At 71.8% G+C, this 23,329-nt stretch carries 24 protein-coding genes; 12 read left to right on the top strand and 12 right to left on the bottom strand.

What is annotated here, in order from left to right:
* The first annotated feature begins 21 nt into the window (after positions 1-21).
* From AB0O28_RS11195 to AB0O28_RS11180, 4 genes are read left to right on the top strand one after another with little or no spacing between them, the layout of a single operon-like run.
* A complete protein-coding gene (locus tag AB0O28_RS11195) occupies positions 22-1,056 on the top strand; it encodes a DUF418 domain-containing protein (RefSeq protein ID WP_363638794.1) in 1,035 nt (344 codons plus the stop codon).
* Positions 986-1,777, top strand: coding sequence for a carbon-nitrogen hydrolase family protein (locus AB0O28_RS11190; protein ID WP_363638792.1), 792 nt, complete (start codon positions 986-988; stop codon positions 1,775-1,777). Before AB0O28_RS11195 ends, AB0O28_RS11190 begins: the two co-directional genes overlap by 71 nt.
* Before the next feature lie 10 nt (positions 1,778-1,787).
* Positions 1,788-2,246 carry a hypothetical protein gene (locus AB0O28_RS11185; RefSeq protein ID WP_225898026.1) on the top strand — a complete coding sequence of 153 codons (459 nt, stop codon included), beginning with the start codon at positions 1,788-1,790 and terminating at the stop codon, positions 2,244-2,246.
* Positions 2,243-2,695: a hypothetical protein gene (locus AB0O28_RS11180; RefSeq protein ID WP_363638790.1), complete on the top strand. Its 453-nt coding sequence runs from the start codon at positions 2,243-2,245 to the stop codon at positions 2,693-2,695. Before AB0O28_RS11185 ends, AB0O28_RS11180 begins: the two co-directional genes overlap by 4 nt.
* Before the next feature lie 100 nt (positions 2,696-2,795).
* Here the strand turns inward: AB0O28_RS11180 and AB0O28_RS11175 are convergent, their stop codons facing one another.
* Positions 2,796-4,283, bottom strand: a complete 1,488-nt coding sequence (locus AB0O28_RS11175) for a carboxyl transferase domain-containing protein (protein WP_363638788.1) — start codon at positions 4,281-4,283, stop codon at positions 2,796-2,798.
* A gap of 40 nt (positions 4,284-4,323) precedes the next feature.
* Entirely contained in the window at positions 4,324-4,479 is a 156-nt protein-coding gene (locus AB0O28_RS11170) for a hypothetical protein (protein WP_363638786.1), read from the bottom strand.
* A 208-nt stretch (positions 4,480-4,687) separates the two neighbouring features.
* On the opposite strand from AB0O28_RS11170, the gene AB0O28_RS11165 reads away from it, so the two are divergent.
* Positions 4,688-6,607, top strand: a complete 1,920-nt coding sequence (locus AB0O28_RS11165; protein WP_363638784.1) for a hypothetical protein — start codon at positions 4,688-4,690, stop codon at positions 6,605-6,607.
* Here the strand turns inward: AB0O28_RS11165 and AB0O28_RS11160 are convergent.
* Positions 6,604-7,074: a hypothetical protein gene (locus AB0O28_RS11160; RefSeq protein WP_363638782.1), complete on the bottom strand. Its 471-nt coding sequence runs from the start codon at positions 7,072-7,074 to the stop codon at positions 6,604-6,606. The genes AB0O28_RS11165 and AB0O28_RS11160 overlap by 4 nt on opposite strands.
* A 108-nt stretch (positions 7,075-7,182) precedes the next feature.
* Here AB0O28_RS11160 and AB0O28_RS11155 point away from each other — a divergent pair, with 108 nt between their 5' ends.
* Positions 7,183-7,479, top strand: a complete 297-nt coding sequence (locus tag AB0O28_RS11155; RefSeq protein ID WP_363638780.1) for a hypothetical protein — start codon at positions 7,183-7,185, stop codon at positions 7,477-7,479.
* Positions 7,480-7,525: 46 nt separating this feature from the next.
* Here the strand turns inward: AB0O28_RS11155 and AB0O28_RS11150 are convergent, their stop codons facing one another.
* The 4 genes from AB0O28_RS11150 to AB0O28_RS11135 all read right to left on the bottom strand — a co-directional run bounded on the left by AB0O28_RS11150 (position 7,526) and on the right by AB0O28_RS11135 (position 12,842).
* Positions 7,526-9,358: a hydantoinase B/oxoprolinase family protein gene (locus AB0O28_RS11150; RefSeq protein ID WP_363638778.1), complete on the bottom strand. Its 1,833-nt coding sequence runs from the start codon at positions 9,356-9,358 to the stop codon at positions 7,526-7,528.
* Positions 9,348-11,393, bottom strand: coding sequence for a hydantoinase/oxoprolinase family protein (locus AB0O28_RS11145; protein WP_363638776.1), 2,046 nt, complete (start codon positions 11,391-11,393; stop codon positions 9,348-9,350). Before AB0O28_RS11145 ends, AB0O28_RS11150 begins: the two co-directional genes overlap by 11 nt.
* 222 nt (positions 11,394-11,615) lie before the next feature.
* The gene (locus tag AB0O28_RS11140; protein WP_363638774.1) at positions 11,616-12,281 is read right to left on the bottom strand and encodes a carbon monoxide dehydrogenase subunit G; all 666 of its coding nucleotides are present in this window, start codon (positions 12,279-12,281) and stop codon (positions 11,616-11,618) included.
* A 117-nt stretch (positions 12,282-12,398) separates the two neighbouring features.
* Positions 12,399-12,842 (bottom strand): MarR family transcriptional regulator, encoded by a 444-nt coding sequence (locus AB0O28_RS11135; RefSeq protein WP_363638772.1) that lies wholly within the window; start codon positions 12,840-12,842, stop codon positions 12,399-12,401.
* A gap of 189 nt (positions 12,843-13,031) precedes the next feature.
* Here AB0O28_RS11135 and AB0O28_RS11130 point away from each other — a divergent pair, with 189 nt between their 5' ends.
* The 6 genes from AB0O28_RS11130 to AB0O28_RS11105 all read left to right on the top strand — a co-directional run bounded on the left by AB0O28_RS11130 (position 13,032) and on the right by AB0O28_RS11105 (position 17,688).
* Entirely contained in the window at positions 13,032-14,096 is a 1,065-nt protein-coding gene (locus tag AB0O28_RS11130; protein WP_363638770.1) for an alkene reductase, read from the top strand.
* A gap of 396 nt (positions 14,097-14,492) precedes the next feature.
* Positions 14,493-15,962, top strand: a complete 1,470-nt coding sequence (locus AB0O28_RS11125; RefSeq protein WP_363638768.1) for a cytochrome ubiquinol oxidase subunit I — start codon at positions 14,493-14,495, stop codon at positions 15,960-15,962.
* Positions 15,963-15,973: 11 nt separating this feature from the next.
* A complete protein-coding gene (gene cydB, locus AB0O28_RS11120; protein WP_363638766.1) occupies positions 15,974-16,885 on the top strand; it encodes a cytochrome d ubiquinol oxidase subunit II in 912 nt (303 codons plus the stop codon).
* 30 nt (positions 16,886-16,915) lie between these two features.
* A complete protein-coding gene (locus tag AB0O28_RS11115; RefSeq protein ID WP_363638764.1) occupies positions 16,916-17,065 on the top strand; it encodes a hypothetical protein in 150 nt (49 codons plus the stop codon).
* Between the two features lie 82 nt (positions 17,066-17,147).
* Positions 17,148-17,378: a hypothetical protein gene (locus tag AB0O28_RS11110; protein ID WP_363638762.1), complete on the top strand. Its 231-nt coding sequence runs from the start codon at positions 17,148-17,150 to the stop codon at positions 17,376-17,378.
* Positions 17,368-17,688, top strand: coding sequence for a type II toxin-antitoxin system PemK/MazF family toxin (locus AB0O28_RS11105; protein WP_363638760.1), 321 nt, complete (start codon positions 17,368-17,370; stop codon positions 17,686-17,688). Before AB0O28_RS11110 ends, AB0O28_RS11105 begins: the two co-directional genes overlap by 11 nt.
* A 25-nt stretch (positions 17,689-17,713) precedes the next feature.
* Here AB0O28_RS11105 and cutA read toward each other — a convergent pair whose 3' ends face one another.
* The 5 genes from cutA to AB0O28_RS11080 all read right to left on the bottom strand — a co-directional run bounded on the left by cutA (position 17,714) and on the right by AB0O28_RS11080 (position 23,323).
* Positions 17,714-20,098, bottom strand: a complete 2,385-nt coding sequence (cutA, locus tag AB0O28_RS11100) for an aerobic carbon-monoxide dehydrogenase large subunit (RefSeq protein WP_363638758.1) — start codon at positions 20,096-20,098, stop codon at positions 17,714-17,716.
* On the bottom strand, positions 20,095-20,583 hold the full coding sequence (locus AB0O28_RS11095; RefSeq protein ID WP_363638756.1) for a (2Fe-2S)-binding protein: 489 nt from the start codon (positions 20,581-20,583) through the stop codon (positions 20,095-20,097). Before AB0O28_RS11095 ends, cutA begins: the two co-directional genes overlap by 4 nt.
* Entirely contained in the window at positions 20,580-21,455 is an 876-nt protein-coding gene (locus tag AB0O28_RS11090) for an FAD binding domain-containing protein (RefSeq protein ID WP_363638754.1), read from the bottom strand. Before AB0O28_RS11090 ends, AB0O28_RS11095 begins: the two co-directional genes overlap by 4 nt.
* A gap of 111 nt (positions 21,456-21,566) precedes the next feature.
* The gene (locus AB0O28_RS11085) at positions 21,567-22,949 is read right to left on the bottom strand and encodes a solute carrier family 23 protein (RefSeq protein WP_363638752.1); all 1,383 of its coding nucleotides are present in this window, start codon (positions 22,947-22,949) and stop codon (positions 21,567-21,569) included.
* A 146-nt stretch (positions 22,950-23,095) separates the two neighbouring features.
* Positions 23,096-23,323 (bottom strand): RNA-binding S4 domain-containing protein, encoded by a 228-nt coding sequence (locus tag AB0O28_RS11080; RefSeq protein ID WP_363638750.1) that lies wholly within the window; start codon positions 23,321-23,323, stop codon positions 23,096-23,098.
* Between the last annotated feature and the right edge of the window lie 6 nt (positions 23,324-23,329).

The raw sequence follows: 23,329 nt of genomic DNA, 5'->3' as shown, positions 1-23,329 counted from the left end.
GCACGAGGGGGCTGGCTGAGCATGGCGGTGGGCAGGATCCGGCGGGTCGACGCGCTGCGCGGGTTCGCCGTGTGCGGAATCATGCTGGTCAACGCCTGGCAGCAGACGGTGCGGCGGGGGCCGACCTCGCTGGACTGGGTGATGGCGAACCTGTTCCAGAGCCGCTTCTACCCGATGTTCGCGTTCCTGTTCGGGCTGTCGTTCGCGCTGTTCCTGCGCTCGGCGCGACTGCGCACGCGGCGCCCGCGCGTCGTCATGCTCCGGCGCCTGGCCGTGCTCGCCGTGCTGGGCGCGGCGCACACGCTGATCGAGCCCGGCGAGGTGCTGCTGCCGTACGCGCTGCTGGGGGCCGTCGTCCTGCTTCCCGCGAGTCTCCTGCCGCGCGGGGCGGTGCTGCTCGTGGGCTGCGGCACGCTGGTCGCCGCCGTGCTCGACTCTCATCCGTACGTGCTGATCACCGCACTGTTCCTGCTCGGCCTGGGCGCCGTTCCGGCAGAGGCGGAGCGGGGGGCGACACGCCTCGGCGGGGCCGACGGCCTGGGCGGCGGGCCGTTGCTCGGCGTCGTGTGCGGGACTGCGGCCCTGCTCGCGGCCGGGCTCACCTGGTGGTGGAACCACGCGCCGCCCGGCGGCGGGGTCTACCAGGCCGCGGCGTTGTGCGGCGCGGTGGCGTACGCGGCGGCGTTCCTGCTGCTCGCCCGTCATACGGCGGTGTTCGAGGCGCTGGGACGGATGGCGCTGACCAACTACGTGACGGGCACGACGGTGATCGCGCTGGCGATGCCGCTGCTGGAGGCCGACGGCACGGGGACCGCCATCGTGGTGCTCGCCGTCGTCACCGTCGCCGCGCAGGCGGTCTTCTGCAGGTGGTGGCTCACCCGGCACCGGTACGGCCCGCTGGAACGGGTGTGGCGCACGCTCACCTGGTGGGGCACTTCGCGGGGCACCTGGTGGGGCGTGGCGGCGACCGGGCAGACTGTGGTCCGTGACCCGCGTAGCGCTGTGCCAGATCCCCGTCGACCACGACCCGGAGACCAACCTCGCGACCGTGCGTGACGCACTCGCGCGGGCCCGGGGGGCGGACCTCGCCGTGTTCCCGGAGGCGACGCTCGCCCGGTTCGGCCCGGGCATCCTCGAGACGGCCCAGCCGCTGGACGGCGCGTTCGTCACCGGCCTGGCCGAGGCCGCACGCGAGCACGGCACGGCCGTCATCGCCGGCGTCTTCGAACCCGCCGCGGACGGCAGGGTCTGGAACACCGCGGTCGCCCTGCGGGAGGACGGCTCGCTCGCCGCGGCCTACCGGAAGATCCACCTGTTCGACTCCTTCGGCGCGAAGGAGTCGAAGCTGGTCGCGCCGGGGGACGCGCCGGCGGTCGTGGAGCTGGCGGGGCTCAGGATCGGGCTCATCACCTGTTACGACGTCCGCTTCCCCGAGCTGGCCCGCGCGCTGGTCGACCAGGGCGCGGACACGTTCGCGATGATCGCCGCCTGGGGCTCGGGGCCGCTGAAGGAGGACCACTGGACGACCCTCGTCCGGGCAAGGGCCATCGAGAACACCACGTGGACCATCGCGGTCGGTCAAGCCCCCAATCCCGCCATACCGGACGGGTTCGGTGTCGGCCGCAGCATGCTCGTCGACCCGATGGGCGTCGCCCGGCATGACCTGGGCACGGGCCCCGGCGTGCTGATCGCGGAGATCGACGCGGCGTGGACCGAGACCGCGCGCGCCACCCTCCCCTCGCTCGAACACCGCCGGCTCGGAGTCAGGAGATCGTAAACTTGGCCCCATGAGCGAGCCGGGACGCAGGACGCGGATGCAGAAGGTGGTTCCGCCGCGGCTGCTCGTGCCGTACCTGTCGGGCCGTCGCACGATCATCTCCGGCTACGTCTACCGCGTGCAGGACTGCGACCGCCTCACCACCCCCGCCGCGCTCGTCGAGGCCCTCGACCTGTGCTTCGACGGATCGGAGCTGACGCCGGACGTGCCCGAGCTGTACATCATGCGCTGGGACGCGCGGGACATCGACACCTACGTCGTCCCGTACGGCCCGCACATGGGCGGTGATTGGAGCGATGCACCGCCCTTCACCGGGAACGGCTTCACCGCCTCGCGCGAGCAGGTGGTGCCGCAGTTCCACACGATGCCCATGCCGATCCCCGCGGGCGCGGAGATCGTGCACCTCACCGCGGCCGGAGAGCGTCCCTTCGCCGGGTACGACGGCCTGACCTGGCGACCGGCGCGATGAGCGAGATCGAGCCGGCCGGTCTGGGATTCGTCGCCCGCTACCGCGACCGGGACTACGCCGCCGCGGTCGGGCCCGGTGGCGACGACGTGGTGCTGTTCAGCGAGACGCCGCAGGAGGGGTTCACCGCCGGGGGCGGCTACTGGCGGCTCCGGGTGAGCAGGTCCGCGCTGGAACGGCTCACCCTGCTGCGCACGGTCGGGGCCTTCGGCGGCGAGCCGTGCCTGGTGCTGGACGAGGACGACGGCGGCGACGGCGGAGAGGGCGGCCTGCACATCGCCTACACCGGCCACAACGGCCTCAAGGCCGAGGCGCTCGGTTACTGGCTGGTGGACCACGGCGCGTACGAGGTGGTCGTACCCCGCGACGAGGTCCACGCGATCCGGGTGGAGCGCGTGCCCGTGCCGCTCGCTCCTGACCGGGCGGACGGTCAGGAGACGGGCGACCGTTAACGGGGGGAAGGGGCCCTGGAGCCCTGACGCCCGCGGAAGCCGAGCGCGGCCCCGGCGGCCCGCGCCAGCCCTGCGCCGGACCCGCGCCGGCGCGGGGTCCTCAGGAGCCCAGCGACCGATAGCGGGCGAACCGGGCCGCGATCCGCTCCCCCGCCGGTCGCTCCAGCAGGCCCGCGATCTCGTGTTCGAGGCTGCGGCCGGCCCTGCGGCAGAACTCCTCCGGCTCGTACGCCGCGTCGGGACGTTCCGGCACGACCCGGTCCACGATGCCGTCCCGCCGCAGGTCTGCGGCCCGTACGCCCTGAGCCGCGGCGATCTCCGGGGCGAAGTCGACGGTGCGGTACAGCAGCGCCGACGCGCCCTCCGGCGGGAGCGGAGACAGCCAGGCGTGCTGCGCGCAGACCACCCGGTCGGCCGGGAGCAGGGCCAGCGCGGCGCCGCCCGCGCCCTCGCCCAGCAGCAGGCACACGGTCGGCGCGTCGAGCATGACGAGATCGGCCAGGCAGCGGGCGATCTCGGCGGCCAGGCCGCTCTCCTCGGCCGCCTTCGACAGCTCTGCGCCGCCGGTGTCGACGACCGTGACCAGCGGCAGACGCAGTTCGGCGGCCAGGCGCATTCCGCGCCGGGCCACCCGCAGCCCGGCGGGGCCGAGTGAGCCGCCCACCCGGTGCGGCCGCCGGTCCTGGCCTAGGACGACCGCCGGCGCGGCGCCGAACTTGGCCAGTGCCAGCAGGAGGCCGGGGTCACGCTCCCCCGTGCCGGTGCCGTGCAGCGGCGTCACGTCCCGCGCGCCGTGCTTCAGCAGGTCGCGCACTCCGGGGCGGTCGTCGCGGCGTGAGCGGGTGATGGCCTCCCACGCCGGAACCTGCTCGGCCGGTTCCTCGGGTTCCGGGCCGGGCTCCAGACCGGCACGCGGAGCGCAGAGCACGGCCAGCACCCGGATGGCGACGTCCCGTGCGTCCTCGGCCGACACCACGGCGTCGACCAGCCCGTGGGCGTAGAGGTTCTCGGCCACCTGCACCCCCTTGGGGAACGGGTAGCCGTGCAGCGACTCGAAGACCCGCGGCCCGAGGAAGCCGATGAGCGCTCCCGGCTCCGCGGCCGTCACGTGCCCGAGCGAGCCCCACGACGCGAACACTCCGCCCGTCGTGGGATGCCGCAGGTAGACGACGTACGGCAGGCCGGCGGCGCGGTGGGCGGCGACCGCCGCGGTGATCTTCACCATCTGGGTGAAGGCCAGCGCGCCCTCCTGCATCCGCGTGCCGCCGCTGGCGGGGGCGGCGAGCAGCGGCAGACGCTCGGCGGTGGCCCGTTCGACGGCCCGGACGAGCCGCTCGGCCGCCGCCACTCCGATCGAGCCGGCCAGGAAGGAGAACTCGCAGGCGACGACGGCCACCCGACGGCCGTCGAGGGTGCCCTCGCCGGTGACGATCGACTCGTCGTATCCCGTCCTGGCGCGGACGCGGGCGATCTCGGCGGCGTACTCCGACCCCGGCGCGGCCCGGTCTTGCGGGGGCTCGTCCCACGACTTCCACGAGTGCGGGTCGAGCACCCGCGCGATCAGCGTCCGCGCGTCCGGCCTGCCCACGTCCGCCTCGCGCCGTCCGGTCCTGGCCGGTCCTGGCCGGTCAGCGGTGCGTGCGATGGCCGCGCCACTGGTCCATCAGCCGGCGCAGCCGCTGCTGGTTCTGCGGATCACGCACCGCGGTCTTGGTCTTCTCGACGTTTTCGCGACCCTTGGGGCTCTGCAGGTAGTCCCTGATGCGCTGAACGATAGACGCCATTTGTAACTCACCATCCCGTATGTGCCGTTACTGGACGGCTACCCACGGACACCGCCGCCAATCACCGGCGCCGGGGCGCGCGGAACGGTACGGTGAAAATCGGGGACGACGTGCGTGTCGGTACGCGACCTGGGGGCGAGACGTGGGATCGGATGCATCGGGCACGGGACCTCTGTCGCCTGACTTCAGCGGCATATCCCCACAGCCCATGGATCGTTTCGTCAAGGAGCTGGAGCACGCCCGCGGGGTCATCGGGGAGCGCGCCGAGGCCGTCCGGCGGCTGTTCGCCGCGAAGGGGCTGCCCGCCGCGTCCCTGAACCCCATCGGCGAGATCGAACGGTGGATCGACGACGGGCTGCCCGACCTGCGCCGCCGCCACCGGCTGGCGGTGGGCCTGTCCCACACGCCCAGCTGGTCGCCGGGCTCGCTGGTGCCGTACGACGAGAAGAACCTCCTCGGCGCGGCCGAGGCTCGGCGGCTGGGCGGCGCGCTCGCCACGGCGTACAAGCACGCCGATCCGGACGCCCCGTTCGACTTCCACCTCGTGAACAAGTACCGCAAGATCGTCGAGGACCTGACCGCGCACGCCGACGATGCCGAGTTCACCGCCGCCTTCTTCGCCGGCATAGGCGTGCGCCGCACCGTCGAACTGCCCCGGCGGCTGCGTCAAGTGCTGCAGGAGAACGTGGACGAGGCCGTACGGACCGCGAGCCGGGCGTTCGGCTCGGCGGTGAGCGGAGGTTCCACGGTCCCCGACTTCGCGGCCGTCGCCGCGGGCGTACGCGCCAGGGCGGACGGCGACGAGGACCGCAGGGACATCGGCGAGCTGTTGTCCTCGGGGCGCCTGCCCACGGAGTGGCTCGCCGAGGTGGTGGTCACACAGGTGTTCCTGCCTCGGGACGAGTCACGAGGCGAGACTCTTGCGCCGTATCTGAAGGCGCTGGCCGCCGATCCCGCGGCGGCACGGCTCACGATCGCGCTGGCGACCAGGAACAGCCCGCTCCCGAAGGACGCGGCCGCCCAACTGCTCACGCTTCGGGGTCTCCCCCCGCGTGACCGGCGGCCCGACCTCGTGACGTTCCTCCGGAATGTGAACGATCGCGCAGCCGTAGACGCCACGTCCGCCGACGCGTTCGGGCGGATGCTCGCCGCCGCGTCCGGGGCGTACGACGAAAAGGACGGAGCCCACAGTGACGTCGCCGCGCGGTTCGCGTTCGCCGTCGTCACCGGCACGTCGGGGTTCCGCTTCGCTCCGCCCACGCGGGTCCACCTCGCCGGGATCGCGGGCGCGTACGCCACCGAGATGGCCGAGGGCGCGAACCTCGGCGACTCCAACCAACTGCTGCCCAGCGCGTTCGGCCCGGTCCGTTCGCGGGTGCCGGGCCTGGCACCGGCGTTCCGGCTGAGCCCCGAGGACACCTACCGGTTCCTGCTCACCTTCGCCGGCAGCGAGTCCGACCGCAGGCCGTTCGACCAGGGCATGGGCGACCTCGCCGAACGCCTCGTCGGCGTGAACGTGCCGCCGATGCTGCAAGCCGCGGACCCCTCTCGCCTGGACGACGTCTTCGCAGCGCTGGGCAACGTCCGCGGCTTCGAGCTCGCCGCCGCCGAGAAGCACCTCAAGGCTCTCGACGACATCGCGGAGCGGAACGAACTGGCGGGCGACATGGCCTGGGACGCCAGCCAGCTGGTGCTCGGCAAGGCCCTGCCGCAGGGAGAACTGCTGTGGCTGATGCTCGACCAGAGTCGTGGCCTGCTGAACGACCTCGGCCCCGACGAGAAGACGAACGTCGAGCATCTGCACGACGGCGACAACGCCGAGACCCTGGCCCGCCAGCACACCGTCGCCGGCCTTCTCCTCGGCGCGGGGTTCCCCGCGACCGTGTCGCCGAAGAACTACCAGGCCGCCTGCCCTCCGGGCGTCGCGATCGCCGACGACAAGGGCAACCTCCGTCCGTTCTCCGACATCGCCAAGTCAGGCAATCAGGGCCTGCGCGCCCTCGACCAATACTTCATCACCAACGGCCTCGACGGCGACAAGAATTCCCTCGGGGAGGTCACCCGCTTTCTCGCCGATCGATATGACGGGCGAAAAGGCGCGGCACAGCGCCGTGCAAGCATCTACTAGCCGTTCGAGCTCACGGTCAGGCATTCCGTCTCGCCGTTCACCGAATACTGGCCATCGCGCGGTGATGCAAGTGTCAGGAGCGTATGCGCGGCGTCGTTCCGCACGCGTACAGGCTCTCCTGGATCACCAACAGTGGTGATGTCGTAGGGCGCCACCCGCTTCAATGCTCCCAGCAAAGAGTCCACGAGAGCCGGGGGTTTCCTCTGGGGGAGATCCTGGCCGGTCGCGGCGAAGGTTTGTTTGGCCTTGCCGTCGCCGCAGGGGATGTTCTTGCCTCCGGGGTCGGTGACGGTTACGTTCTGGGCGTTGCGCTCCTTGAGTAGTTGAAGGACGTGGTTTTTCAGCGTCTGTCCTGCTTGTGCTGCTGTAGGGGAATCTTTTGATGTGCAGGCGGTTGGGGCGAGAAGCATCAGCAGGATCGCGACGGCGATGGGGCGTAGCCGTACGGAAAGGGGCGCGCCGGGCATCGAATCCGCCTCCGTGTCTCGCCGGAACCATATCCGGCCACATAATCTCAGGGAGTAGCACGGCTCGACCACCTGTCTACTGCGGTCATTGAAATGGGAGCCCGAAACGTGCCCACGGACGACGACCTGGTGCCGAACCCGAAGCACGACGACCTGCGGGCCGCGCTCGAGACGGTCCGGGAGCATGTTCACGTCCTGGAGTCGGCCCTCGATCGGGCCTGTGCGCAGTTCGGGGGTGAACCGGTGTGGGTGGGCCCGGCGGCTCGTGCCTTCGCCGAGGAGCTCAACGGCCGCAGGGCGCGGCTGAGGAGCACCGTTCAGCACGTGATGGCCGAACTGGAGGCGGAGTTGCGCGTCACACCCGCCACAGTGCCCAGGTCCACCGCCGCCGCGATGAGCGGCTGAGGCAGAACGGAAGGCAGCCCGTCGCGGCGGTGGCTTCCGCTGCGCGTCAGACGGTGTCCACCTCCGCGTGCGGGAGGCCGCCGGAGAGTTTCGGATAGCCGGGGCCGCGGTCGAAGAAGGCGGCGGCACGCGTCTCGCGCAGCCGCTCCCGCAGACGCCCGGTCGCCTCGGCGTCGACGACGATCTCGTCGCGGGTGCCGGTCAGGACGACGCCGTAGTCCTCCCGCGCGCCCTCGAACGAGACCTTCCCGTCGCGGACGTCGGCGGCCACCTTCTCGGCCGGCCGGTCGTACGGCGAGCCCCAGCCGCCTCCGCCGGTCGTGCGGATGCGGATGACCTGCCCGGCGCGTACCGGGAAGTCGTCGACCAGGCCCTCCATCTCCACGCCGTCCACGGTGACCTGGAAGGGACGGCCCGCCCGGCCGCCGTTGACGCCCCAGCACGACAGGATCGAGCGGTCGGCGATCGACATGAAGGAGGCGTCCCGCAGCATGCGGATGTGCTTGTCGTAGCCGAGGCCGCCGCGGAACTTCCCGGGCCCGCCGCTGTCCACGGCCAGGCCCAGCCGCTCCACCCGGAACGGCCAGCGTGACTCGGCGAACTCCGCCGGGATGTTGCGGCTGTCGGGCACCACGTGGATGGTGTCCTCCCCGTCGGCGTACCAGCGCCCGCCCGACCCGCCGCCCAGCACTTCACGCATGAGGTACGGCCCGTCGTCCGACTCGCCGTACACGCCGGTGTAGCGGATGGTCTCCTGGTCGGCGGGCATGCGGCCGCCGGTCGCCTTGGCCAGGACGCCCGCGAGCACGCCGAGCAGGCGCAGGATCACGAACGTACGGGCGTTGGTGGGCGCGGGGAAGATCGGCGTCAGCAGGGTGCCCTTCTCCGGGAAGACCATCCTGATCAGCGGCACGACGCCCTCGTTGACGTCGAGCTCGGCCATCCGTTCGGGCGTGTCGGCGAGGTTGCGCAGGATCGGCGCCAGCCACTTCTTCAGGAAGACCCCGTCGGCGTAGTCGCCCGCGTGGTTGATCGGCCCCTTGGCCTGGGGGGAGGTGCCGGTGAAGTCGATGGTGAGCGGGGTGTCCGCGGAGTGGTCGACGGTGAGCGTGATGCGCTGGGCGTGCAGGCGCGGCTCATCCACGCCGTCGTGCTCGGCGTAGTCCTCCCAGACGTGCACACCCTCGGGGATCTTCGCGAGCAGTTCGCGGCGGAACGTCTCCGTCGTCGTGTCGATGATCGCGTCGAAGCACGCCTCGACCGGCTCCCGGCCGTACCGGTCGAACAGCTCGCCGAGCCGCCGGGCGCCCATGAGGCAGGCCGAGCATTCCGCGTCGAGGTCTCCGGCCAGGGAGTCGGGCATCCGGGAGTTGCGCGTCATGATCGTGAGCGCGGCGCGGTTGGGCACGCCCTGGTCCCACAGCTTGATCGGCGGGACCATCAGGCCCTCCTCGAACGCGCTGCGCGCGTGCGACGGCATGGACCCGGGCACCGCGCCGCCGATGTCGTCGTGGTGGCCGAACGCCTGGACGAACGCGACGACCTCGCCCTCATGGAAGACCGGCACCGTCACGCACAGGTCGGGCAGGTGGCCGATGCCGCCCTCGGACAGGTAGACGTCGTTGTGGAAGAACACGTCGCCCGGTCGCATCGTCTCGATCGGGAAGTCGCGGACGACCGGCTGCACCAGCGCCGAATAGGAGCGCCCGGTCAGCTTGCGCAGCCGCGCGTCGTGGATGCCGGCGCGGAAGTCGTGCGCGTCGCGGATCATGGGCGAGCGGGCGGTCCGCGCGATCGCCGTCTCCACCTCCGTCTCGACCGAGGCGAGCGTGCCCTCCACGATCTCCACGAGCACGGGGTCGGCGGTCCTACCGGTCATCGCTCACCACCACGAGGTTGCCGTAGTCGTCCATGGTCGCCGTGAAGCCGGGGTGCACCGGCAGGGTCGAGCCGTACTCCTCGACGACGGCCGGGCCGCGCACCACGGCTCCCGCGCCGAGGTCGCCGCGGCGGTAGATCACGGTCCTGCCCCACCGCTCGTAGTACACGTCACGGGTCGCGACCGGGCTCGGCTCGTCCTCCTGGCGCGGCCTGCACGCGATCTTCGGCCGGGTGATGGGACCGATGCCCGACACCCGGAGGTTGACCCACTCGACGGCGTGGCGGGGATCGCCGCGGTAGCCGTACCCGTAGAGCCTCTCGTGCTCGGCGTGGAACCGCTCGGCGACCACGCCGAGCCACGCCTCGTCCACGGGCCCGTCGGGGGCCGGTACCCGCACCTCGTACGCCTGGCCGTAGTAACGCAGGTCGGCGCTGCGCGCGTAGACGTGCCCGGCGAATCCCTCGCGGTCGAGCGCGGCGGCCGCCTCGGCCTCCAGGCCGGCGAGGATCCCGGCGAGTGTTTCCGGTGCGGGGTCGCGGGCGACGTGCGTGCGGACGTAGTCGTTCTTCACGTCGACCGTGAGCAGGCCGAACGCCGACACGTTCCCGGGGTCCGGCGGGACGATCGCGGCCCGCAGGCCGAGGATGTCGATGAGACGGCAGGCCAGCAGCGGCCCGGAGCCGCCGAAGGCGACCATCGGGAAGTCCCGCACGTCGAGGCCGCGCTGGACGGTGATCTGCCTGATCGCATTCGACTGGTTGAACGCGCTGATCTCCAGGATCCCGGTGGCGCAGCGCTCCGGGGTCAGCCCCAGCCGGCCCGCCAGCGCCTCGACACCCGCCCGAGCGGCGGCGACGTCGAGGGCGATCTCGCCGCCGAGCAGGTGCGGGGGCACCCGGCCGAGGAAGACGTGGGCGTCGGTCACCGTCACCTCGGTGCCGCCCTTTCCGTAGCAGATCGGGCCGGGATCCGCCCCTGCCGACCTCGGGCCGACCTTCAGCGTCCCCTCGGGGGAGATCCAGGCGATCGAGCCGCCGCCCGCCCCGACCGTGACGATGTCGATCATCGGGATCTTGCACGGGTAGCGGCCGATGCGGCCCTCGGTGGTCAGCGACGGCTCCCCGTCCACCACCACCGCCACGTCGGTCGAGGTGCCGCCGCCGTCGAGGGTGATGGCGCTCGTGTGCCCGGCGGTCCCCGCGATCAGCGCCGCGCCGAGCGCCCCCGCCGCCGGGCCGGACAGCACGGTCGTGATCGGCTGGTGTACCACCTCGGCCGCCGACAGCACGCCGCCGTTGCTCTTCATGACCGAGAACGGCCGGCCGAGCCGCTCGGACAGGTTCTCGATGTACCGCCGCATGGTCGGCTTGACCGCCGCGTCCACCAGCGTGGTCACCGATCGCTCGTACTCCCGGTATTCCCGCAGCACGTCGCTCGACAGCGACACGACCGCCTCGGGGTGCTCGCGCTCCAGCACCTCACGCATCCGCCGCTCGTGGCCCGGGTTGGCGTAGGAGTGCAGGAAGCACACCCCGATCGCGGTGACGCCCCGCTCCCTGAACCATCGCGCGACGGCCGCGGCCTGCTCCTCGTCGAACGGCCGGACCTCCCCGCCGAGGTGGTCGAGCCGTCCCCCGACCGTACGCACCCGGTGGACGGGCACGATCCGCGGCGGCTTGACCCAGAAGTAGGAGTTGCCGTACCCGTCCGGCACGCTCTGCCGGGCGATCTCCAGAACGGACTCGAAGCCCTCCGTGGTGACGAAGCCCAGGTGGGACGTGCCGTCCGGGCGATCCTCCAGCAACTGGTTGGTGGCGACGGTGGTTCCGTGGACGAGGGCGGACACGGCGTCGAGAGCGTGAGACCCCGCGTGGGCCTCGAGCACTTTGTGCACGCCTGCCATGAAACCGTCGGCCGGGTTGGCGGGAGTCGACGGAGTCTTGGTCGTGACGATCTGGCCGGACTCCTCGTCGACGAGCACGACGTCGGTGAAGGTGCCGCCTGTGTCGACCCCGATGCGGACGCTGGACATGCTCCGTGTTTACCGATCACCGCCGATCGGAAGAACCGGCGCACTCTGCCGAAGAATCGCCGTCCTGTCGTCACACCCTGCCCGGACGGGCGTACGGCACAGCGCTGGGACGGGAGCAGCGGACGGCCGCGTGGCTCTCCATGCGGCGGCACTGTCAGCCGGACGGACGGCCGCGCGTTTCTACTTGCGGCGGCACTGTCAGCCGGACGGACGGCCGCGTTTCTACTTGCGGCGGCCCTGCCGGCCCAGCAGCCAGCCGATCACGGCGCTGCCGAGCGCGACACCGGCGCCCGCGCCGAAGGCCGCGAGCATGGTCCAGGCCGGCACGCCCGGCCGGCCCACGGGCCTGGCCGCGGGCTCCCGGGTGAACACCCGCGTCGTGGTCTCCCCGGACGGCGCCACCTCGCCCACCGCCGTCGCCACCGCACCGGGAGCGGCGGGCACGGCGGGAACGGACAGCAGGTGCCGCTCGACGGCGGCGAAGAACTCTCCCGCGGTCTTCTTGGCGACCGAGGCGAGCATCCGCTGCCCCACACCGCCGATCATGCCGCCGACCACGGCCTCCGCGTCGTAGTCGATCCGGGTGCCGCCGTCGGCGTCGCCGAGCCGTACGGCGACGGTCGCCTCGACGGTGCCCGGGGCGCCCTGGCCGCGCGCCGCGAGCGTGAACCGGTCCGGCTCCTCCTGGTCCCGCAGCGTCACCTCGCCCTGGTAGACGCCCTTGATCGAGGCGACTCCCGCGGTCACCGTCATCGCGTACGCGTTCTCGCCGACCGTCTCCAGGCGCTCGCAGCCGGGGATCGTCCGCACCAGGACGCCGGGGTCCTGGAGGGCGTCCCAGACCCGCTTGCGCTCCGCCGCGACCAGCGCGCTGCCTGAGACCTTCATGGGCCACCTCCGATGCCGAGCACCCTAGAGAATCACCCGTACGGCGAGAACGGCAAGATCTGCCCCGTCGCGGCGCGGCGGTCGTGCAGAGTTCACATGCGCGGGCGGCACGGCGGGCTACCGGGGGGCCGGCGCCGCGAGCGGGGACGCGGCGGCCTCCCTGCAGGTGTTGCGGCGCACCACCGTGAGCAGCGCGCGGAGCGTCTCCACCTGCTCCGGCGTCAGGCCGTCGGACATCCGGCGGTGGAGCTCCTCCTCGACCCGGCGGACCTCGGGGCGCAGGTCGTCGCCCTTCGGGGTCGTGCTCACCACGCTGATCCGCCGGTTGGCGGGGGACGGCGTGCGGCTCACGAACCCGCTGCGCTCCAGCCGTTGCAGGCTCTTCGTCATCGTGGACATGTCGATGCCCAGGGCCGCGGCCAGCTTGTTCTGCGACATGGGGCCGTTGCTCCACAGCACGTTGAGCACGCGGTCCTGGCCGGGGTAGAGATCGATCTCCGCCAGAAGGGCGGCGAGCAGGACGCGGTGCCCTAGGGCCGCCTGCGCCATCAGACAGCTCAAGCTGTCGGAGTCCGCACCCGGCGGTCCTCCGCACGTCCTCTCGTCTTCTGTCAGCGCATCCACCATCCCACTCTCCTCGACGCTCAGCCTACCGCTTGCATATTGGTCGGCCAAGTTGTATGACTTGCATTGGCCGACCAAGTTTGCCGACCAAGTTGGCAGGCCACACATTGATGAAAGGACACGGTCATGCCGTTCACACCCTTCGAGCTGGGCTCCCTTCACCTGCCGAACCGCCTCGTCATGGCGCCCATGACGCGGTCACGCGCATACGTGGACGGAATCCCCTCTCCGCTGACCGCGCTCTACTACGCGCAGCGCGCCTCGGCCGGACTGATCGTCACGGAGGGCGTCCAGCCGAGCGCGGCGGGGCAGGGCTATATGGACACACCGGGACTGCACACGGACGAGCAGGTGACGGGCTGGCGCGAGGTGACCGAGGCCGTCCACGCGGCCGGCGGCAGGATCGTGGCCCAGATCATGCACGCGGGCGGGGTGGGCCACCCCGCCAACACCGGCAGGCTTCCCGTCGCCCCCTCGGCCGTACGGATCGGGGAGCAGATCTTCACGCCGTCGGGCCCGCAGGACACGCCGGTGCCGATCGCGTTGTCCGCCGCCGAGGTGGAGTCGACGGTCCGCGACTTCGCCGCCGCCGCACGGCGCGCGGTGGACGCCGGATTCGACGGGGTCGAGTTGCACGGAGCCAACGGCTACCTCATCCACCAGTTCCTGTCGCAGAACGCCAACCTGCGTGACGACCGCTACGGCGGGTCGCCGGCCGGGCGGATCCGGTTCGCCGTGGAGACCGCCAGGGCCGTCGCCGAGGAGATCGGCCCCGACCGGGTGGGCATCCGGCTGTCCCCGAGGAACGGCGCCCAGGGACTGGCCGAGGACGACGCGCACGAGGTGTACCCCGCCCTGGTGTCCGCGCTCGCCGAACTCGACCTGGTCTACCTGCACCTGATGGCGACCGGCGGCGACGAGCTCAACGCCCGCATCCGCGACCTGTGGCCGAACGCCCTGATCGTCAACGACCCCGCGGCCACCGACCCGGCGTCCGCCGCGGAGCGGCTGCTGGGCTGGGGTGCCGACCTGGTCGCACTGGGCAAGGCCTTCCTGGCCAACCCCGACCTGCCGCTGCGCCTGCGGGTCGGCGCACCGCTGAACGAGGCCGACCTGAGCACCGCCTTCGGCGGCGACCACCGCGGCTACACCGACTACCCGACGCTCTCCCTTCACCCCGCCGCCGCGTAGCCGGCACAGAGTCGCGAAGACCCCCGGTTCTCCGGACCGGGGGTCTTCGCCGTTCACGCAACCCTCCGCGCGGGTGCGAGGGTCTCAACCGCGCGGCGTACGGGCGAATCAGCCGCGCGGCGGACGCGGCACTTGTCATCGTTCGCTCATTCTTGATCCCGTGCCTCCCCAGGAGGCGCTCCCGGCGGGACGGGACCGGTGTCCCTGGCGGCCGGGACGATCCGGCCGCAATCGTCGGTACTGCAAGGAACGGGGATCCGGCACCGCGAACCAGGGTCCGGGTGGCGCACCGCCCGGCTGTGACGAAGATCGCACCTCGCGGAGCCCAATGCTCTACAGCTTGTAGTACTACTGAATATAGAACTACGAGCTGTAGAGCTCCGTCGTGAGGGAGACATGGACGCGCTTGACCTGGCACGGTGGCAGTTCGGAGTGACCACCGTGTACCACTTTCTCTTCGTACCGCTGACGATCGGGCTCGGCGTCTACGTCGCCGGGCTCCAGACCGCCTGGCACCTGACGGGCAAGGAGCACTACCTCAGGCTCACGAAGTTCTTCGGCAAGCTCTTTCTGATCAACTTCGCGATGGGCGTGGTCACCGGCATCGTCCAGGAGTTCCAGTTCGGAATGAACTGGAGCGAGTACTCGACCTTCGTCGGCGACGTGTTCGGCGCGCCGCTGGCGCTGGAAGCGCTGCTCGCGTTCTTCCTGGAGTCGACGTTCCTGGGGTTGTGGATCTTCGGCTGGGACCGGCTGCCCAAGAGGATCCACCTCGCCTGCCTGTGGGCCGCCGTCATCGGCTCCAACCTGTCGGCGTACTTCATCCTCGCGGCCAACGCCTGGATGAAGCACCCGGTCGGCTACGAGGTCGTGAACGGCAGGGCGAGGATGACCGACCTGTGGGCGGTGCTGACCAACTCGACGGCCCTCGCCCAGGTGCCGCACGTGGTCGCCGCCTCGTTCGTCGTGGCGGGCGGGTTCGTGATCGCCGTCGCGGGCTACCGCATCCTGCGCGAGCGCGGCCTCGGCCTGCGGCCCGGCCTCCGGATCCGCACGGCCGCGGGGGACGCCACCACGCCGATGCGTCGCCTCCCGGACATGTGGCGGACCAGCCTGCGCGCCGCGCTCGTCATGACGGCGATCGCGGGGGCCGTCGTCGCCGGCAGCGGCGACCTGTCCGGCCAGCTGCTGCGCGAGCAGCAGCCGATGAAGCTCGCCGCGGCGGAGGGCCTGCGCCACGACACCGCCGGGGCGCCGTTCTCGATCGCCCCCGGCGTCGAGGTGCCGGGCCTGCTCAGCCTGCTCGCCGCGCACGATCCCGGCGCGACGGTCCAGGGCGTCGACGACATCCAGGCGCGGTACGAGAAGACCTTCGGGCCGGCCGACTACACCCCGAACGTGCCGGTCGTCTTCTGGTCGTTCCGCGTGATGATCGGCTTCGGCATGGCCACGGTGGGCCTGTCCGCGCTCGGCCTGTGGCTGACCCGCCGGCCCCGGCGGCAGCGCGGCGGCGCGCCGAAGCCGGTGCCGGACTGGTTCGCCCGCGTGTGTGTGCTGGCGCTCCCGTTGCCCACCGTCGCGATCGTCGCCGGATGGCTGCTCAGCGAGATCGGCCGCCAGCCGTGGACGGTCCAGGGCGAGCTGATGACGGCCGCCAGCGTGTCGCCCGGCGTCTCGCTCGGCGAGGTCGCGATCACCCTCGCGGTCTTCACGGTCCTGTACGGCGTGCTGGCGCTGGCCGAGGGCGTGCTGCTGGTGCGGCACGTCAAGGCGGGCCCGGAGCTGCCGCCGGTCGAGAGCGCGCCCGCCGAGGCCGTTCCCGCCCGCCCCGACGAGGCGCGGCTCACGCCGACGCTCATGTACTGAGGAGCCACGAGATGACGACCTTCTGGTTCATCGTGATCGCGTTCCTCTGGACGGGTTACTTCGTCCTGGAGGGGTTCGACTTCGGCGTGGGCGCGCTGCTGCCGCTGCTGTCGCGGTCGGAGGCCGACCGCAAGCAGGTGCTCGGCACCATCGGGCCGGTCTGGGACGGCAACGAGGTGTGGCTGATCACCGCGATCGGGGCGATGTTCGCCGCCTTCCCGGCGTGGTACTCCGGCCTGCTGAGCGGCTTCTACCTGGCGGTCTTCCTCGTCATCGCCGGTCTGATCGTCCGCGGCGTGGGCCTGGAGTGGCGGGGGAAGGTCCACTCCCGGCGCGAGGTCGCGCTGTGCGACGCCGGGATCGTCACCGGCAGCGTGCTCCCGGCGTTCCTGTGGGGCGCGATCTTCGGCAACCTGCTGTTCGGCACGGCGCTGGCGACCGTGCTCGGCGGGGCCCTGTCGCTGTCGGTGGCCGTGCTGCACGGCGCGGTGTTCGTGGCGCTCAAGACGACCGGCGCGGTCCGCGCCCGCGCCCGCCGCGCCGCGCTGCTCGCGGCCGTCGGCGCGGTGCCGGTCGCGATCGGCACGCTGCCGTCCGTGCCCGGCAAGGGACCGATGTGGACGCTGGGGACGGCCCTGCTCGCCGCGGCGGCGCTGGCGGCCGGGGTGACGCTGGTGTGGGGCCGCCGGGAGGGCTGGGCCTTCACCGCGACCGCCACGGCCATCGCCGCGACGACGGCCACCGTCTTCGGCGTGCTGTGGACCGCTCCCCTGCCCGGGCTCACGCTGGCCGAGGCGGCCTCCGCGCCGTACACGCTGACCGTCCTCACCTGGATCGGCCTGATCGCCCTGCCGGGAGTCATCGCCTACCAGGCCTGGACCTACTGGGTCTTCCGCAAGCGCCTCACGGCAGAGGTCCTCTGACGGCAAGGTAGAGAGGCCGAAAGGGAGGCAGTGAGCTTGAACATCGGGAAACCCGAGGCCGAGGACGGCAGCATGGCGGACGATTTGCTCGTGCTCGCCAAGAAGATTCGGTCAAGGGGTGACGAGACGGAGCTGACCGCTGAATTCCTGTACGACGCGGAGACCGGGCTCCCGTCGTGATGGCATCACGACCACGTAGCGCACTCGATCTCCTACAGATCGTCGCGAAGGCCTGCGAGGAACCGTGCCGTACGCTGAGGATATGAGCGTGGTTACCTTCCAGGCCGATCCGCGCACCGAGGCCGCGCTGGCCGAACTCACAGCCGACGGCCAGGCTCCCGACGAGGTCATCCGCGAAGCGATCGTGATGGCATGGCGGCTGCGGCGCGCGGAAACGGCGCGGCGCGAGGCACTGGCCGTCGCAGATGACCCAGATGATCGTGAGGAAGCCCGCGCGATCACGCGTGACATGGAATCTTTGCGTGCGTGGTGATGTCTACCGTCTCCGCTCCGCTCGGGACAGCATAAAGCACGAGCAGAGCGGCGAGCGGTTCGCCGTGGTGATCCAATCCGACTTCATCCCAGCTCTCTCGACGCTGCTCGTCGCTCCGACCTCCACGAGTGCGCGTCCCACGTCCTTTCGTCCCGGGATCGAGCTGTCGGGCAAGTCCACCCGGATCATGCTGGAGCAGACCGCCGCGGTCGCGCCGGAGCGGCTCGGCTCCTTCGCCGGTCGGCTCTCCCCGGCCGAGCTGCTCGAAGTCGACGAAGCGCTCCATCTCCTGCTTGGGCTGGTCCGCTGAAAACACCCGGCGCGGAGACCGCTCCCTAACGCGTGAGGCGCAGGTGGTGGAGGTCGGAGGGGGAGATGGGCATCCGGGTGATCGTGATGCCCTCGGCGTCCTCGACCGCGGAGGCGATGACGGCCGAGACGGGGATGACCCCCGCCTCCCCCGCGCCCTTGATCCCGAGCGGGTTCAGCGGCGAGGGCGTCTCCAGGTGGGCCGTCTCGATGCGCGGCACCTCCGTGGCGTACGGCATCAGGAAGTCCATGAACGAGGCGTTCAGCAACTGACCGTGCTCGTCGTAGACCATCTTCTCGTACAGCGCCCCGCCGACGCCCTGGGCGACCCCGCCGTGGATCTGCCCTTCGACGATCATCGGATTGATCAGCTTGCCGCAGTCGTGGACGACGGCGTAGCGCAGGATCCGGATCTCCGCGGTGTCCGGGTCGGTCTCCACGATCGCGGCGTGCATGCCGGCCGCGAAGGTCGACCTGATCGGCGAATAGTAGTCCCGGCCCTCCAGGCCCGGCTCCTCCCCCTCGGCCACCGGCGGCCGGTCGTCGGAGGCGTGCCCGGCGAACTGGGTGGCCCGCTTGGCCTCCTCGTCGAAGGCGTACCGCAGCGGGTTGGACAGCACGGCGACGGTCGCCAGCGGGATCGACGCCGACGGCACGCCGGCGACGTGGACCGTCCCGTCGGTGATCTCCAGGTCGCGAGGGTCGGCCTCCAGCGCCTCCGCCGCGATCCGCAGCGCCTTCTCCCTGACCTTGCGGCAGGCGAGCGCGATCGCGTTGCCGCTCATCACGGCCGCCCGTGAGGCGAAGGTGCCCACGGCGTATCCGAAGCGCCGGGTGTCGCCGGTGACGACCGACACCTTCTCGATCGGCACGCCGAGCTCGGTGGCCGCGATCTGCGCGAACACGGTCTCGTGGCCCTGTCCCTGCGAGGTCAGGCCGGTCGAGACGTGCACCCGGCCGTCCGAGGTGATCTGCACGTGCCCGCCCTCGTACGGGCCGACTCCGGTGCCCTCGACGTAGCAGCCGACGCCGATGCCGATCCTGCGTCCCTCGGCCGCCGCCCGGGCCTTCGTTTCGGGGAAGGAGTCCCAGCCGATCAGCTCCTTGAGCATGCGCAGCGCCTCGGGGTAGTCGCCGCTGTCATAGATCAGCGGGCGCCCGTCCTGGAACGTCAACCCCTGGTCGTAGGGGAACTCGTCCGGCTGGATGAAGTTGGCCGCGCGGACCTCGGTGCGGTCCCTGCCGAGGTGGGCGGCGATGCGGTCCATCGTCCGCTCCATGCAGAACACGCCCTGCGGGCGGCCCGCGCCCCGGTAGGGCGTGACCTGGACGGTGTTGGTGTAGATCGAGGAGAACTCGACCCGGTAGGCCCCCACCTTGTACGGCCCGAGCAGCTGGGTCGAGGTGATGATCGGCACGATGATCCCGTACGGCGTGTAGGCGCCGTGGTCGTGCAGGATCTCGACCTCGAGGCCGAGGACGCGCCCGTCGTCGTCGAACCCGGCCCGCACGTGCTGGACCTGGCCGCGCTCGTGCGACGACGAGACGAAGTGCTCGCGCCGGTCCTCGGCCCACTTCACCTCGCGGCCGAGCAGGCGGGCCGCCCACGGAACGAGGACCTCCTCGGGCCACGGATGCACGATCTTGACGCCGAACCCGCCGCCCACGTCCGGCGCGATGACCTCCACCTTGGGCAGCGGCAGCCCGAGCTTGGCCGCGATCGCCATCCGCACGCTGGTGGACGACTGGGTGGAGGAGTAGACCCGCAACGACTGGTCGTCGGCGTCCCAGCGGGCGTACACACCCTTGCCCTCCAGCGGCGTGCACGCGCTGCGCTCGACGTCGAGCCGGAACTCCAGCCGATGCGGGGCGGCCTCGATCGCCTCCCGCGCGGTCACGCCGCCGGGCCCCGGCACCTCCTGGACGAGGTGCGCGCCGACGTTGCCCGGCACGTCCTCGTGCACGAGGTGAAAGCCGCGCACGGCCTCCTCGACCCCCACGACGGGCTTGCGGATCTCGTAGTCGACCCGGATCAGCGCGCAGGCGTCCTCGGCGAGGTAGCGGTCGCGGGCGACGACCATGACGACCGGCTCGCCGACGTGCCGGACGATCTCCCGGGCCAGCGGGTACGCCGTACGGCCGTGGGTGAGCGCGGGATGCGGGATCAGCAGCGGCAGCGGCTCGGCCAGCGCGCCCGGCAGGTCCTCCCACGTGTAGATCGCGACCAGGCCCTCGACGTCGAGGGCGGCCGACACGTCGATGTCGAGGATCCGCGCGTGGGCGTGCGGCGACCGGACGAACGCGGCGGCCAGCGCGTCCGCGCCCAGGTCGTCGAGGTAGCGGCCCCGCCCGGTGATCAGCCGGGCGTCCTCGCGCCGCCGGACCGGCTCGCCGAACAGCCTGGTCGTCACCGGTCCTCCTCCGCCTTCAGCTCGGCCGCCCGACGGACTGCTTTGAGGATGTTCTGATAGCCGGTGCACCGGCACAGGTTGCCCGCCACGGCCTCCAGCGCCTCCTCCTCGGTCGGTGCGGGGTTGTCCCGCAGGAACGCGGTGACCGTGCACAGGAACCCCGGCGTGCAGAACCCGCACTGCAGGGCGTGGCACTCGGTGAAGGCCCGCTGGACCGGCGACAGCTCGCCCTCGCGCGCCAGCCCCTCCACCGTCGTGATCTCGTGGCCGTCCACCGTGACGGCGAACGTCAGGCACGATCGCACCGGCTCGCCGTCCAGCAGCACCGTGCAGGCGCCGCAGACGCCGTGCTCGCAGCCCACGTGGGTGCCGGTGAGGCCGAGATCGTGGCGCAGGCAGTCGGACAGCAGCCGCCGCCCGGGCACCGTCGCCTCCCGCACGACCCCGTTGACCGTCAGCGTCACCGTGTGGCGTGTCTCGTTCACGCTTCCTCCCCGCGTGCCGCGCGGGCGGCCTCCCGCAGCGCCCGTACGGCGAGCACCCCCGTGAGGTGCCGCCGGTAGTCCGCCGTCGCGTGGATGTCGCCCTCCGGATCGATCCGGTCCCGTACGGCGGCCGCAACGGTCTCCCAGTCGGCCGAGGCGGCCGGACGCGGGCCGCAGGCCGCCGTCACGTCCACGACCGCCGGGACCGGCCCCACGCTCACGCAGGCGACGCGGGCGGCGGCGATCCGGAAGTCCTCGTCCAGGGTGACGGCGGCGGCCACCCCGGCCACCGCGTAGTCGCCGTGCCGCCGCGCCACCTCGTGGAAGGCCGTGCCCGACCGGGCGGGCAGCGCCGGGAAGAAGGCCGACACGGCCAGTTCGCCGGGACGCGGCGCCGACTCCATCGGTCCGGTGAAGAACTCCGCGGCCGGCACCTCCCGCTCCCCGCCCCGCCGCGCCAGCCGTACGGACCCGCCGAGCAGGGCGAGGACGGCGGGCATCTCGGCGGCGGGGTCGGCGTGGACGAGGCTGCCCACCACCGTGCCGCGGTTGCGGATCACGGGGTGGGCGACCAGCCGCAACGCCTGCCGCAGCAGCGGCTGCACGGCCGCGGCCTCGGGCGAACGCTCCACGGCGGCGTGCCGGGCCAGGGCCCCGACGCGTACGCCGGACGGCCCGGCCTCGATGCCGTCCAGGCCGGGCACGCGGTTCACGTCGACGATCTGGGCGGGCGCGGCCAGCCGCATGTTGAGCAGCGGGATCAGGCTCTGGCCACCCGCCAGCACCTTCCCGTCGGGCCCGGCCTCGGCGAGGACGTCGAGCGCCTCGCCGAGGGCCGCCGGGCCGTGGTAACCGAACGGGGGCGGCTTCACCGGATGGTCCGCCGGGTCTTCCGGCGCGTCCGCGTCCTCGGCCCCGCCCCCGGGGCCGCACGGCCGCCGTACGCCGGCCAATGCGACGGCGGCGTGTCCGGCCCGTGCCGGTCAGACTGCCGGGTCGCGTTCGAACCCGATCTCCCCACCCGTGACCTCCTTCGCTGGTCTGCGCGCGATGGCCCGCAGCAGGTGATAGCCGGCGAGCACCACGATCGTGCCGAGCGCGATCCCGGCGAGCGAGAAGTCGCCGGTGATCTGATGGGTGACCGGCCCGATCGCGAGGATGATCCCCGCGCCGATCGGCACCATGTTGACCGGGTCGGCGAAGTCCACCCGGTTCTCCACCCAGATCTTCGCGCCGAGCAGCCCGATCATGCCGTACAGGATGACCGTGACGCCGCCGAGCACGCCGCCGGGCGTGGCGGCGATCAGCGCGCCGAACTTCGGGCACAGGCCGAACAGGATCGCGATGACCGCGGCGATGTAGTAGGCGGCCGTCGAGTAGACCCGCGTGGCGGCCATGACGCCGATGTTCTCGGCGTACGTCGTGGTGGGCGAGCCGCCGACGGCGGTCGCGACCACGGTGCCGACGCCGTCGGCGATGACCGCCCTGCCCATCTGGGGGTCGACGTCGGCGCCGGTCATCTGGCCCACCGCCTTGACGTGGCCGACGTTCTCCGCGATCAGGGCGATCACGGCGGGCAGCACGACCAGCACGGCCGACGCCTGGAACGACGGGGCGTGGAAGTGCGGCAGCCCGATCCAGTCGGCGTCGGCGACGGCCTGGAAGCTCACCCGGGGGTGGGTGTCGATCTTCCCGGTGCCCGCGTTGTAGGCGGTGATGTTCCCGAAGACCTCGTCGGCGAGCCAGGACAGCACGAACCCGAAGACCAGCCCGAGCAGCACGCCGATCCGGCCGAGGAAGCCGCGGAACACCACGATGAACACGAACGTCGCGATCATCGTGATCAGGGCGATCCACGGGTCCTGCGGCCAGTAGACGTCGGCCACCACGTACGCCAGGCCGAAGCCGATCAGCATGACCACCGCGCCGGTCACGACCGGCGGGAAGACGCGGTGGATGATCTGCACGCCGAGCACGTGGATCGCCACGCCGCACAGGGCGAGCGCCAGGCCGGCGACGAGGATCGCCCCGGTCACGACCTGGTCGGCCGCGGGGGTGTCGCCGCCGAACGCCGCCCGCACGGCCACCACGCCGCCGACGAACGACGCCGACGTGCCGAGGTAGCTGGGGATCCGCCCCTGCGTGAAGAGCAGGAACAGGATCGTCGCGACGCCCGACATCATCACGGCCGTGTTCGGGTCCAGTCCCATGACGAGGGGGAACACGAAGGTCGCGCCGAACATGGCGATCACGTGCTGGGCGCCGATGCCGACCATGCGCGGCCAGCTCAGCCTCTCGCCGGGCCTGACGACGTCTCCGGGCGCGAGGCCTTTCCCGTCGCCGTGGACTGTCCATCTGAAAGCCATGTACGCCCCTCTTGCTCATGGGCCGTGGGCCGGCAGGCACCCCCCAGGCGTCCCTCCGCGGCGCTTCTAGACCGTTTGGGGCACTTTAGGACTGGCGTGCGCGACAGACATTGGCATGATCTGCCAAACCGGTGCGCTATCGGGCGTCATACCACACGGATCGTGTACCCATCGCCGGTGACGACCTGGCCCGCCCGGATTTTGCAGGCCTTGCGCAGCTCCACGCGTCCGTCGACGCGCACCCGGCCCTCAGCGACGAGGTGCTTGGCCGCCCCGCCGCTGTCGGTGATCTGGCAGAACTTGAGGAGATCGCAGAGCGGGATGTAGTCGCCGTCGAGCTCGAAGATGATGGCCGGGGCTTTCGCGTCGTTCACGCCGCC

The organism is Microbispora sp. NPDC088329, from assembly GCF_040685655.1.
GTDB lineage: Bacteria > Actinomycetota > Actinomycetes > Streptosporangiales > Streptosporangiaceae > Microbispora.
This window is presented reverse-complemented; position numbering and strand designations above follow the sequence as displayed.